General features: G+C 70.6%; 10 protein-coding genes. 4 read left to right on the top strand and 6 right to left on the bottom strand.

Annotated features, from left to right (window positions below; genetic code table 11):
* Nucleotides 1-205: 205 nt before the first annotated feature.
* Together ACFT7S_RS36400 and ACFT7S_RS36395 are read right to left on the bottom strand one after the other, a co-directional pair.
* Nucleotides 206-1,876, bottom strand: a complete 1,671-nt coding sequence (locus ACFT7S_RS36400) for an ABC transporter substrate-binding protein (protein ID WP_382740094.1) — start codon at nt 1,874-1,876, stop codon at nt 206-208.
* A gap of 128 nt (nt 1,877-2,004) precedes the next feature.
* Nucleotides 2,005-2,748, bottom strand: a complete 744-nt coding sequence (locus ACFT7S_RS36395; RefSeq protein WP_382740091.1) for an SDR family oxidoreductase — start codon at nt 2,746-2,748, stop codon at nt 2,005-2,007.
* Between the two features lie 240 nt (nt 2,749-2,988).
* On the opposite strand from ACFT7S_RS36395, the gene ACFT7S_RS36390 reads away from it, so the two are divergent.
* Genes ACFT7S_RS36390 through ACFT7S_RS36375 form a run of 4 tightly spaced genes read left to right on the top strand, consistent with a single transcriptional unit; the run spans nt 2,989 to nt 6,741 of the window.
* Nucleotides 2,989-4,218, top strand: a complete 1,230-nt coding sequence (locus ACFT7S_RS36390; protein ID WP_382740087.1) for a cytochrome P450 — start codon at nt 2,989-2,991, stop codon at nt 4,216-4,218.
* Nucleotides 4,215-4,430, top strand: a complete 216-nt coding sequence (locus tag ACFT7S_RS36385; RefSeq protein ID WP_382740084.1) for a ferredoxin — start codon at nt 4,215-4,217, stop codon at nt 4,428-4,430. The genes ACFT7S_RS36390 and ACFT7S_RS36385 overlap by 4 nt, the downstream gene beginning before the upstream one ends.
* 17 nt (nt 4,431-4,447) lie before the next feature.
* Nucleotides 4,448-5,761, top strand: a complete 1,314-nt coding sequence (locus tag ACFT7S_RS36380; RefSeq protein WP_382740081.1) for a serine hydrolase — start codon at nt 4,448-4,450, stop codon at nt 5,759-5,761.
* Nucleotides 5,758-6,741 carry an EamA family transporter gene (locus ACFT7S_RS36375; RefSeq protein WP_382740078.1) on the top strand — a complete coding sequence of 328 codons (984 nt, stop codon included), beginning with the start codon at nt 5,758-5,760 and terminating at the stop codon, nt 6,739-6,741. Before ACFT7S_RS36380 ends, ACFT7S_RS36375 begins: the two co-directional genes overlap by 4 nt.
* On the opposite strand, the gene ACFT7S_RS36370 is transcribed toward ACFT7S_RS36375, so the two are convergent.
* From ACFT7S_RS36370 to ACFT7S_RS36355, 4 genes are read right to left on the bottom strand one after another with little or no spacing between them, the layout of a single operon-like run.
* Nucleotides 6,693-7,715 carry a GNAT family N-acetyltransferase gene (locus ACFT7S_RS36370; RefSeq protein ID WP_382740075.1) on the bottom strand — a complete coding sequence of 341 codons (1,023 nt, stop codon included), beginning with the start codon at nt 7,713-7,715 and terminating at the stop codon, nt 6,693-6,695. The genes ACFT7S_RS36375 and ACFT7S_RS36370 overlap by 49 nt on opposite strands.
* Nucleotides 7,712-9,415: an ABC transporter substrate-binding protein gene (locus ACFT7S_RS36365; RefSeq protein ID WP_382740072.1), complete on the bottom strand. Its 1,704-nt coding sequence runs from the start codon at nt 9,413-9,415 to the stop codon at nt 7,712-7,714. The genes ACFT7S_RS36370 and ACFT7S_RS36365 overlap by 4 nt, the downstream gene beginning before the upstream one ends.
* Nucleotides 9,412-10,560: a GNAT family N-acetyltransferase gene (locus ACFT7S_RS36360; protein WP_382740069.1), complete on the bottom strand. Its 1,149-nt coding sequence runs from the start codon at nt 10,558-10,560 to the stop codon at nt 9,412-9,414. The genes ACFT7S_RS36365 and ACFT7S_RS36360 overlap by 4 nt, the downstream gene beginning before the upstream one ends.
* A complete protein-coding gene (locus tag ACFT7S_RS36355; RefSeq protein ID WP_382740066.1) occupies nt 10,557-11,849 on the bottom strand; it encodes an ATP-grasp domain-containing protein in 1,293 nt (430 codons plus the stop codon). Before ACFT7S_RS36355 ends, ACFT7S_RS36360 begins: the two co-directional genes overlap by 4 nt.
* Nucleotides 11,850-11,855 lie beyond the last annotated feature (6 nt).

Raw genomic sequence — 11,855 nt, 5'->3', positions numbered from 1 at the left:
TCGTTTGGATCAGGCCGGATCAGGGAGCGGGGTCTGGTGCGTGCAGCTGCAAGGCGGAGGATTGAGGCATGGCGAATGGGGCCTCCCCTGCTCGAGCGGAGCCGAGAGCTCGGGGAACATGGTGATTGACGACAACGCCGCAGATGCACGTGCCGGACCCCGCGAGCCCGGCCTGATCCAAACGAGAGGCCCTAGGTGCGCCGGGTCAGTCCTCGGCCCCGAGCGCCGCGTAGTCGTACATGCCGAACGACCCCGTGACGAAGACGTTCCTGGCGTTCGGGTGCCGGTAGAGCAGCGAGCGCGGATAGAGATAGGGCACGATCACCGCGTGTTCCATCGTCAGCCGGTCGATGCGCTGCCAGATCTTCGCCCGCTCGACCGCGTCGGCGCACGTGGCGCCCCGGTCCAGCAGCTCGTTGATCTCGGGATCGTCGAGCTCACCCATGTTCTGGTTGCCGCGCTCCTTGATGGCCCGGCCGTCGACGATCTGCTGGAGGAAGCCGTAGCCGTCGGGGAAGTCGGCGCCCCAGCCGAACATGATGATCCCGATGCCGTGCTCGGCCAGATAGGACGGCGAGCCCCCGTAGACCTCGAAGTAGTCGCCCGACGGGAAGTCCAGCACCTCGGCCTCGATGCCGACGCGTGCCAGCCCCGCGGCGAGGGCTTCGGCGGCCCGGTACTCCTTGAGCCGGTCCTTGCGGGCGGCGATCTTCGTCTTGAAGCCGTTGGGCATGCCGGCCAGGGCGAGTTCGGCGCGCGCGGCCGCCAGATCGCCGGTGCCGTCGTCCCCGACCGGGTAGCGGTCGAAGGGCTCGTACCCGTCGATGGTGGGCGGGAGGATGGTCGTCGCGATGTCGCCGCCGACCGAACCGCCGTACGCCTCCTGCATGGCCAGCTTGTCCGTGGCGAACTGCACGGCGCGGCGGCAGTGCACGTTGTCGAACGGCGCGATGTTGCTCGACAGGCAGTAGATCCAGGTGAACCCGGTGAGCGGGTTGTCGGCGTTGGCCCGCAGCTCCGGGTCGGCCAGGATGCGCTCCTGGGCCAGCGGCTGGACGCCGAAGCCGGCCAGGTCGACGTGGGCCTCACCGGAGATGAGCATCCGGTCGACCTCGTGCGGCTCGACTCCGAGCAGCACCTCGATCCGCTGGGCGCGCTGGTGGCGGACCGGGTCGGTGGACCGGTCCCAGTGCGGGTTGGGCTCCAGCACGGCGAGCTTGCCCCGGGTGTACGAAGCGACCCGGTAGGGGCCGGTGGCGACCGGGCCCACCGCGTATCCCGCGCCGGTGTCCAGGTGGCGCGGGACCGGGGTCGTGCTGGGCATGGTCGCCAGCAGGTCCATGCCCGCGAACGGCTCACGCAGCCGGAAGATCAGGGTCCGGTCGTCCGGGGTCTCCAGCGTGACGGGACCGTCGACGTCGGGCTCCCGCCAGGGGCCGCCGTACTCGGTGCCCAACAGCTGCCGGAAGTACGTCGGCCCGACGCCGAGCACGTCGGTGCCGTAGTTGCTCCTGGCGATCGCGTACTTGATGTCGCCGGACGTGACGGGGGAGCCGTCCTCGTACTTCAGGCCTTCGCGCAGCCGGTACGTCCAGGTCCGACCGCCGTCGGACGACTCGCCCAGGCTCTCGGCCAGGTCGGGCACGAGCCGCTGCCCCGCCTTGCCCGGAGCGGTGTCGAACGTGACCAGGGTCCGGCCGATGAGCCGCAGGAAATTCCAGGTGTACGCGTAGTAGGTGTTCCCCGGGTCCAGTGAGTCGAAGTCGTCGGTGCGTACCAGTCGGAGTGTGCCCCCTGTTGCGGTGGTCGGCCGGACCACACCGTGCACACCGGCATCGAAGCCGCTGCCGGTCTCAGTCGGCTTACTGGTCGTCATCTCCTGTAGCCCTCCCTCGCGTTGCTCTTCCGCACACATCCTGTGCGCGGGATTTCGTGCGGCGGTACGGCTGCCGGGTCCGCGCATAGCGGGCGACGGGTCGGCATAGCGTCGGTACGGTGACCGGATCAGGCCTGGTCCGTCGGGCGGATGAAGATTTCGTTGACGGTCGCGTGCTCCGGTGCCGTCACCGCGTACCGGACCGCCTCGGCGATGTCCGCGCTCTGCAACTGGCGGATCTTCGTCACCCGCTCCTGGATCGCCGCCTTCGACGGGGCATGCGTGATGTGGTCGCGCAGCTCGGTCTCGACGGTGCCCGGCTCGATGACCACGACGCGTACCCCGCGCTCGGTGACCTCCTGGCGCAGGCCCTCGCTGAAGCCGTTCACCGCGAACTTGCTGGCGTTGTAGGCGGCGCTGCCCCGGCCCACCACACGCGCGGCGACCGAGGAGATCTGCACGACCGTGCCCCGGCTGCGCAGCAGGTGCGGCAGTGCCGCATGCGTCATGTACATCAGGCCGAGGACGTTGACGTCCATCATGCGGGTCCAGTCCGTGGTGTCCGCGCCCTCCACGGGGCCCAGCAGCATCAGACCGGCGCTGTTCACGAGGACGTCGAGGGAGCCGAGCGTCTCCACGGTCGAGGCGACCGCGGCGTGGACCGCCTGCTCGTCGGCGACGTCGAGCGGGAGGACGAGCACGGTGGCGCCACCGGCCTCCAGCTCCGTGCGCAGCGCCTCCAGCCGGTCGGTGCGGCGTGCGGCGATGGCGACCTTCGCTCCCTCGGCGGCCAGCGCGCGTGCGGTGGCCTCACCGATGCCGGAGCTTGCGCCGGTGACGAGCGCGACCTTTCCCTGCAGAATTCCGGACATGTGTAACCCCCAGTGTGCGAGCCGGTGTGTTCCCTTGAAATGCTTATGCGCATCGGTGCGGAATCGGTGACGTTATCAGCCTGGTCACCGCGCGTGAATACCCATTGTCACCACGGGTTATGTGCACTCCACGCCGGTTATGCACAGTGCGCCCGTGCAGGAGACGCGCGTCCGCCATATCGGGCAGATTGTGACAGCGATCCCACGTCGGCATGACCTTTGTGTACTGATGGGCGGAACATGATGCGAGACGATGTAGCGGTCCAGGACGGGAAGGCGGCACCGTCCTACCCGATGCTCCGGGGCTGCCCGGTCGATCCGCCGCCGCAGCTCGCCGAGTTGAGGGCGGGCCGGGCGGCGAGCCGCGTGACGCTGTGGGACGGCAGCCAGGTGTGGCTGGTGACCGCGCACGCCCATGTCCGCGCCGTGCTCGGTGACCGCCGATTCACCGCGGTGACCAGTGCTCCCGGATTTCCCATGATGACGCCCACATCGCAGTTGGTACGGGCCCAGCCGAAATCCGCCTCGTTCATCCGCGCGGACGATCCGGAGCACTCGCGGCTGCGTTCGATGCTCACGCGTGAATTCCTTCAGCGTCGCGCCGATGAAATGCGTCCGATGCTCCGGGAAATGCTGGACGAAATTCTTTCGGAGTTGGTCACCGGTGAACGCCCCGTCGATCTCGTGGCGAATCTGACGATCCCCGTGCCGTCCCGCGTCATCGCCGCGATGTTCGGCATACCCGCGGGCGAGCGGGCCCTCATGGAGGACCGCAGCGCCATTCTGATCGACCGCGGCTACACCCCCAAGCAGGTGGCCGCCGCCCGCGACGAACTGGACGGCTTCCTGCGCGAGCTCGTCGAGTCACGCATCCGGGAGCCCGGCGACGATCTGATCAGCCGGCTGGTCGTCGACCAGGTGCGCCAGGGCAAGCTCGACATCGACGAGATGGTCCCGATGTGCCGGCTGCTGCTGGTCGCCGGACACGGCACGACCACCAGCCAGGCCGGTCTCAGCCTGCTGAGCCTGGTCACCGACAAGGGCCTTGCCACATCGCTGCGCGAGGATCCGGAGCTGCTGCCCGCGGCCGTCGAGGAACTGCTGCGCTTCCACTCCATCGTGCAGAACGGACTGGCCCGCGCCGCCACCGAGGACGTACAGCTCGGCGACACGGTCATCAAGGCCGGCGAGGGCATCGTGCTGTCGCTGTCCGCGGGCAACCGCGACGAGCAGCTCTTCCCGTCCCCCGACACCCTGGACCCGCACCGCGACGCCCGCAGGCACCTGGCGTTCGGCCACGGCATCCACCAGTGCCTCGGGCAGTGGCTCGCCAAGGCCGAGATCGAGGAGATGCTCGCCGCCGTACTGCGCTGGATGCCCGGTGTGCGCCTCGCCGTGCCCTTCGAGGAGCTCGACTTCCGTCACGAGGTGTCGAGTTACGGTCTCGGCAGCCTCCCGGTGACCTGGTGAGCGCCCCCGGCCGGCTGACCGTCACCGTCGACGGAACCGCCTGCTGCGCCATGGGCCGGTGCGCGGCGACGGAGCCCGATATCTTCGGCCAGGACCCCGACACCGGCACCGTGGTGCTGCTCGACCCCACCCCGCCGCCCGCGCTCCACGAAGGAGCGCGGCTGTGCGCGGACCTGTGTCCGTGCGGCGCCATCACGGTCACCGAGAACTGACCGGACAAGGAGTGAAGATGACCGAAGTCCCTGGTACCACCACGTCCGTCCGGACCACGGCCGCGGAGGAACTCGCCGAGGACAGCTCTCCCCTGGCCGCCCCCTGCCGCTGGGCGATGGAGCTGCTGACAGCGCCGGACCTCCCGTCGGAGGAGGACATGGCGCCGTCCCTGGTGCCCGGCTTCCTCGACAAGTACCCCCGGGGATTCACCGCGACCCTGGACGAGTGGCGCAAGCTCGGCCCGTTCACCGTGTCGACGTACCAACCCGTCGCCCACAAGGGCTGGTTGGTCCTCACCGACCCGTCCGGCCGGGATTTCTCGCTCACCGTGATCATCGACTCGACCGGTCTGGTCCGCATCCTGCACCTCCAGCCGGACATCTTCGTCCCCGAGATACGCGACTGGGCCGACCTCGACGAAGCACTGCGCATCGAGGGAGTCACCTCCTCGGTGCTGGCCGTCCGCCTCGAAGAGGGCCGGCACATCGTGCTCCACGAGAAGGACGCCCATCAGGCGCTGCCCACCGGCTCGGCGTACAAGCTCTACCTGATGCGGGCCCTCATCCACGCCATCGACAACGGTGAGCTCGACTGGGACGACGAGGTGATCACCCGGCCCGACCTGCGCAGCCTGCCCACCGGCGACATGCAGGAACTGCCGGACGGTACGCGGGTCCCGGTCCGCGAGACCGCGCACAAGATGATCGCGATGAGCGACAACACGGCCGCCGACCTCCTCGCCGACAAGGTCGGGCGCGAGGCCGTCGAACGGGCCGTGGTGGCTTCCGGACACCACGACCCCTCGCTGCTGCGGCCCTTCCTGTCCAGCCGCGAGGTCTTCGAGATCGGCTGGGGCGCGCACGGACTCCGCCGCGCCTGGGCCGAGGGCGACGAGGCGGCTCGTAGGGAACTGCTGCATCAGGTCGCCAAGCCGCTCACCGTGCGCGGCTCCGACCTGGGCGAGACGGTCCACCAGCTCGGCCTGGACTGGCACATGAGCGCGTACGACGTGTTCCGGGTCCTCGAAGCCCTCGTGCAGGACGGTGCACGGGACGCGAGCGGGACGGTCGACGCCATCCTGACCGCCTACCCCGGCATCCTCGTCGACCCGAAGAAGTGGTCCAAGGCCGTCTTCAAGGGCGGCTCCTGCCCCGGCGTCATGATGTTCTGCTGGCTCCTGGAGGACCACAAGGGCACCCCGCACGTCCTGGTGCTGCAACAGGCCGCCGACGAGCAGAAGCTCATCGGCGACGGCCAGTTGCTGCGCAGGCTGGGTGCGAAGGTCATCGAGTCCGGGCTTCTGGAAGGCAAGAAGGAACCCACTCCGTGAGCACCAGGGACCGGCTGCTCGCCGTCCTCGTCGCGGTGCTGTGGGGGCTGAACTTCCTCGCCGTGCGGGTGGGTCTCGACCACTTCCCGCCGTTCTTCCTCGCCGCGCTGCGCTTCCTGGTCCTCGCGGTGCCCGTGGTCCTGTTCGTGCCCCGCCCGCAGGTGCCGCTGCGCTGGCTGCTGGGGTACGGACTGGGCTTCGGCGCCATGCAGTTCGGGCTGCTCTTCCTGGCCATCGACAACGGAATGCCCTCGGGCCAGGCATCCGTGGTGGTGCAGGCGGCGGCCCCGCTGACCGTGCTGCTCGGCGCGGTCCTGCTGCACGAGCGGCTGTCGTGGCAGCAGCTGGCCGGGATGGCGGCGGCGGTCCTGGGGCTGACGGTGATCGCCGTGGACCGGGCCAGGACCGCGGCGCTGCTGCCGCTCGTCCTGACCCTGCTGGCGGCGCTCGGCTGGGCGCTCGGCAATCTCGCCAGCCGGCAGGCCAGGCCCGAGCGTCCGCTGCGCTTCGCGCTGTGGATGTCCGTGGTGCCGCCCCTGCCGCTGCTTGCCCTGTCCGCCGTCATGGAGGGACCGGGCACGGGCTGGCGGGCCCTCGGCGGCGCGTTCGACGCGGAGGGCTGGCCCGGCCTGGTGGCGCTGCTGTACATCGCGCTGGCGGGTTCCGTGGTGGGCTCGGGCATCTGGACGGCGCTTCTGAAGCGGTACGAGGCCGGGACCGTGGCCCCGTACTCGATGCTCGTGCCGGTCGTCGGGATCGCGGCGGCCTGGCCGGCGCTCGACGAGCAGCCGAGCGCCCTGTCACTGGCAGGGGCCGCGATCGTGGTCGTCGGTGTGCTGGCCGGAATGGGGCTCGGCCTGCCGAAGCGCCCCCACGGCAAAGGCCCCGGCCCCGACGGGAAGCCGGGGCCGGGGCCGGGGCCGGTGGTGGCTCAGTCGGACGAGCCGACCCCGAAGGTCCAGGACACCCAGCGGTCCTGAGGCACGAAGCCCATCGCGCTGTTGACGGCGATCATCGAGTGGTTGTCCTCGGCGTTCGCCGTCTCCAGCAGCCGTACCGCGGGCTCCTGCCGCAGCACGTTCTCCAGGTTCGAGAGCTTCAGGAGCAGCCCCAGCCGGTGGCCGCGGTGGCCCCGGTGGACGACCGTCATGCCCTGGAGCGCGTACTCCGGGTTGCCGGTGGTCTTGGAGACGCTGGTGTATCCGGCCAGCGTTCCGCTCGCCTCGTGCACGACACCGGTGTGGTACGCCCGCCGGCCCCGTCCCACGCGCATGGTCTCGAAGGCGCGGGCGTAGCTCGTCTCGACCTCCTGGTCGGGCTCGGGCTCCGCACCGGTGTCACCGAGGGACTGCTCCAGCAGCGAGACCGGCACGGCGTAGGCGTCGGGGGTGACGGTGCCCCAGCGGACCAGGCTGTAGCCCTCGGGCAGAGCGGGTACGCCGTCGGCCAGCGGGTCGTGGCCGCGCAGATCGAGCCACTGGTGCAGACCCGACGGGCCGTCCGCCCGAGCCCCGCCCAGCGCGGCGACGAACGCCGAGGGGGCGGGGTCGCGCGCCGGGCCGCCCTCCAGCGCCTCGACGGTCATGCCGGCGAGCGTGGTGCGCCCGTGCTCGGCGGCCAGTTCCAGGGCCCGGCCGAACAGGGCGCGGCCTATCCCGCGGCGGCGCAGTTTGGGGTGGACGAGGAGCTGGTCCACCCGGGCCACCGGCGCGCCGTTCGGCAGGCCGATCCGCAGCGCGCCGACGACCTGCCCGTCGCGCAGGGCGACCCAGTCCTCCAGCGCGGTGGCCGGCGGGGCGAACCGCAGGGAGCCGATCATGTCGACGGGGCAGGGCGGCGCGGACCCGGGGACGTCGTCGGCGGCCTCCGCCATCAACTGGAGCCACTGGCCCGCCGTGTCGTCGTCGTCCGCGCTCAGCGGGATGAAGCGGAGCTCCGGTGTGCTGTCGGTCATGGAGTGGTCTCCCGGTCGAGGTGGTCGAGGCCCATGGCTTGGATGTCGTACAGCCCGAAGGCGGGCTGGACGTAGACGTTGGTGACCCAGGGATTGCGGAAGGACAGCGTTTTGTCGTGGACCAGCGGAAGGATCACGGCGTGTTCCATGACCAGTCTCTCGACCACCCGCCACAGCCGGGTGCGTTCGGCCGGATCGGTGGTGTGCAGGCTCCGGTCGATCAGTTCGTTGATCTCCGGGGCGTCCAGCTCGGCGATGTTCCAGTTCCCGCCGTTCCGCTTGATCTGGCGGCCGTCGACGAGCGGGGCGAGGAACCCGTACTCGGTCGGGAAGTCCGCACCCCAGTCCGTGACGACGAGCCCCAGGTTGTGCTTCCGGATGGTCTCCGGTGAGCCCGCGCCCAGGCTGAAGTAGCTGGCGACGTCCAGTTCCTTGACCGTCAGCCGGATACCGACCCTGGCCAGCGATTCGACGACCGCGTCGGCGACCAGCCGGAACTTCCCGCGCTGGGTGCCGATCACCGCGTCGAAACCGTCCGGCAGCCCGGCGGCCTCCAACTCCGCCCGTGCCTTGTCGAGATCGCCCCGCAGATCGGGCCCGGCCGGATAGCGGTCCAGGCCCTGGTGGGCGGGGAGCCGCGGCGGGAACAGCGCCGGGGTGAGGTCACCACCGGTGACGGGGCCGCCGCGGGCCTCCTGGAGCAGCAGCCGGTCCGCCGCGTAGTGCACCGCCCTGCGCACATGCACGTTGTCGAACGGCGGGATGTGCGGCTGGAGGGAGACGAAGTGCAGGAAGCTCGTGCGGGGGTTGTCCGTGTGGGTGCGCAGGATCTCGTCCGCCGTGACCCGCTGCTGCGCCGCGTGCTGGAGCCCGCGCCCTTCGAGGTTGATGTCGAAGACCCCGTCGATCAACTGCGCGTCGAGGTCGTCGAGACCCACCCCGATGGTCAGCTCCACCCGGTCGGGCAGAGCGGGCCGTACCGGGTCGGTGGCCCGGTCCCAGTACGGATTGCGCTCCAGATGCAGATACGCGCCGGGCCGGTGCTCCTCGATCCGGTACGGACCGCTGCACCGGGGGTCCTCCCCGTACCGCGCACCGGTGTCGGCGTGCCGGGGTACCGGGGACACACAGGGCTGGGCCATCAGATGGTCGAAGTCGGCGAACGGGCTGCGCAGCCGGAAGACGATGGTGCGCGCGTCGGGCGTCTCGATGGACTCCAGGGGCTCGCTGCTCCGGTACGGCCCCGGGTAGGGCCGCGCCGGGTCGTCCAGGAGCGGCACGAGATACGTCGGGCCGCCCGGCAGCACGTCCTGGGCGAAGACCCGCTGCACGGCGTAGCGCACATCGTCCGAGGTGATCGGGGAACCGTCGTCGAACCGCAGGTTCTCGCGCAGTCGGTACGTCCATGTCCTGGCCCCGTCGCTCGCCAGCCCGGGACTCTCGGCCAGGTCCGGGACCGGGACGAGCCCGGCGGGGCCGGGGTCCGTGGGGTAGGCCATCAGCGTGCGGTTGAGCATCCGCTGCAACAGCCACACCCACACGTAGTACGTACGGGCGGGGTCGAGGGAGTCCACGTCCGCCGACGACACCAGGCGCAGCGTTCCGCCGCGCCGGTCCGAGGGGTTCACCATCGCTCCGACGGCGGCGTCCCAGCCGGCGCCGGGAACCGTCGCGGTCGGGTGTTGGGTGCGGGCACTCATCGGGGTGCGGTCCTCCGGTCCTTGTCCGTACGGGGAAGGCGCAGCAGGTACGAGCGCTCCTCGCTGGCCTGGCAGCCACGCGCCAGCTTCGCCTCGACGCTGCCGATTCCGGCGTGCAGCACGGAGACACCGGCCTCGGCCGCGGCTTCGAGCACCCGGTAGTACAGGACGTCGTAGTAGAGCGGCAGCTTGCCCTGGGCCTCGTAGTCGAAGCCGGCACGGTGGCCGAACCAGTGCTCCTCGCCGCGGGCCCGGGAGCGCAGGACCATGCCGAAGCCGATGATGCTGCCGTTCTGCCGGGCCACGGAGACCATGACGTCGTCGCCCATCACATCGGCGATCCAGGACAGCAGACCGGCGGAGTGCTCCGGGCTCGCCGGATTGCCGTACTTCTTGAGGAGGTTGGAGTCCAGCTCGCCCAGGCGCGGCACCAACTCCTGCGTCAGGGCTTCGACGGTGACCTCCACCCCGGCTTCGGCCAGGGCACGGCGCTCCAGACGTACACGCCGGCGCCGGTGCTTGCTCATCCCGGCGAGGAACTCGTCCCAGCCGCCGGGCGGAATGGGCAGCCAGGCGTAGTGCGCGGAGGTGTGCGAGCGGTAGCCGCGGCTCTCCAGCAGCTCGACGAGTGTGATGTCACGGACGTCCACGTGCGGGAAGCAGACCGAGGCCGCCTTCCGCTCCTCGGCGAGCCCTTCGGCGTGATCGAGGAGCGCCGCGAGGTCCTCGGGCCGGGCGCCGGGGCCGGCGAGCATCCGGGTGCGTCCGAGGTGCCGGCCCCCGCACACCAGCGAGGGCAGCAGGGACGACGCGTCGCCGTCCGCCACCTCGGCGAGGATGCTCTCCGCCTCCGGGACGCCCTCGTCGGCGGCCCGGGAGAGCATCGCGTCGGGCCGGGCGAGCAGCCAGGGCACCGAGTCGGTCGCCCAGGCCGCGACGAGCCCGGCGACGGGCGCCCCGTCGCGGTGCTGCACGAGGAAGTCCATCGTGGTGCCGGAGTTGCGCTCCTGCACCGCCAGCCAGCGCGGCGTCTGGAAGAAGTCCTCCACGCCCGCGACATCGTTCCACCCCATGCCCACGAGCGCGGCGGCATCCGGGGCCGCCCGGACGCCGTCCAGGCCCTGCACGTCGTGCGGGAGGCTCACGCCTGCTCCTCCTCGACGACGAAGTCGAGGTACGAGGCGGCCTTGTCGGCGAGCGCCTGCGCTTCGAGCCGGTCGGGGCCGTTGCAGTAGGTGAAGCCGACGCAGGAGGAGTTGTCCATGCGCTGGAGGAGCGCGTCGCCCTTCTCCACGTGCAGCAGCACCTGGACGCCCGGCACCGCCTCGGCGGCCTCCACACCGTCGACCCGCTTCAGTGTGCCGCGCTTCGCCGGGTAGATCATGCGGACGGCGGCGCCGCCGGAATGCACGACGGGCTCGATCGCCGGGGTCGCGCCGATGGTCAGCAGCCAGGCGTCCAGGATGGGGCTGCGGCCGGTGACATCGGTGACCAGCATCGTCATACAGCTGGACGGCGTACGGGGGTTGGCCTCGATGATCCGCCAGCCCGACTCGGTGTGCCGGACCTCGGTGTGGCAGGGCCCGTGCCGGTACCCGATGGCTTCCAGGGTCTGGCGGACGACGGAGTAGAGCTCATCGCGCGACGCGTCGGAGAGCGGTACGGGGAAGGTGTGCCCGCACTCGATGTACGCGGGGTCGCCGAACAGGTCCTTCGACGTGACACCGAAGATGTGGGTGTAGCCGTCCACCGTCATCGTCTCGACGCTGACCTCGACGCCCTCGACGTACGTCTCCAGCAGGACGTCCCCGGAGCGCTGCTGGCCCCGCAGGCTCTTGCGTATGCCGGAGAGCTCGTTCCACGCCTCGGTCAGTTCGGCCATGTCGTCGACGCGGCGTACCCCGTAACTGATCGCCTCCGCCGGGGGTTTGGCGATCATCGGGAAGCCGAGCTTGCGCGCCGCGGCCTCCAGCCGGTCCTTGTCGCTGACCAGCACGTGAGGGATGTTGAACGGTACGTCGCCGAGCGCGACCCGCAGCCGGTCCTTGACGTTGGCGGTCTCCACGGCCTCCGGGTCGGGCCCCGGCAGGCCGAGCCGCTGAGCCGCCTGTGCGGCGATCACGGTGTGGTAGTCGGAGAACGAGGTCAGCCCGTCCACCAGAGGCTTGCCGTCCTTGCCCGTCACCGAGGCGAGGACCGCGTCGAGGTCGGTGGTGTCCACGTCGATCACCCGGTCGACGACCTGGGCGAGGGGGTGGGAGTCCCAGTCGTGGCCGTGGGTGTACCAGGAGCGGTCACCGGTCAGCAGCCACACCTCCAGGCCGTGCTCGCGGGCCTGGCGCAGGCCGAGGACGAATGGGTGGTTCTGCATGTGCTCGACGATGGCGATCCGTTTGTCCGCGAACTGCGCGTAGTCAGCCAGGGGTGTTGTCATCGAACC

The organism is Streptomyces sp. NPDC057136, from assembly GCF_042670885.1.
Taxonomy (GTDB): Bacteria; Actinomycetota; Actinomycetes; order Streptomycetales; family Streptomycetaceae; genus Streptomyces.
The sequence above is the reverse complement of the archived record's forward strand: the minus strand, read 5'-3'. Positions and strand labels throughout refer to the sequence as shown.

What these genes read in the sequence shown, in the direction of transcription:
- ACFT7S_RS36370 (WP_382740075.1), bottom strand. Translation starts at nt 7,715, where the DNA reads ATGACCGACAGCACACCGGAGCTCCGCTTCATCCCGCTGAGCGCGGAC.
- ACFT7S_RS36395 (WP_382740091.1), bottom strand. Translation starts at nt 2,748, where the DNA reads ATGTCCGGAATTCTGCAGGGAAAGGTCGCGCTCGTCACCGGCGCAAGC.
- ACFT7S_RS36365 (WP_382740072.1), bottom strand. Translation starts at nt 9,415, where the DNA reads ATGAGTGCCCGCACCCAACACCCGACCGCGACGGTTCCCGGCGCCGGC.
- ACFT7S_RS36390 (WP_382740087.1), top strand. Translation starts at nt 2,989, where the DNA reads ATGATGCGAGACGATGTAGCGGTCCAGGACGGGAAGGCGGCACCGTCC.
- ACFT7S_RS36400 (WP_382740094.1), bottom strand. Translation starts at nt 1,876, where the DNA reads ATGACGACCAGTAAGCCGACTGAGACCGGCAGCGGCTTCGATGCCGGT.
- ACFT7S_RS36355 (WP_382740066.1), bottom strand. Translation starts at nt 11,849, where the DNA reads ATGACAACACCCCTGGCTGACTACGCGCAGTTCGCGGACAAACGGATC.
- ACFT7S_RS36380 (WP_382740081.1), top strand. Translation starts at nt 4,448, where the DNA reads ATGACCGAAGTCCCTGGTACCACCACGTCCGTCCGGACCACGGCCGCG.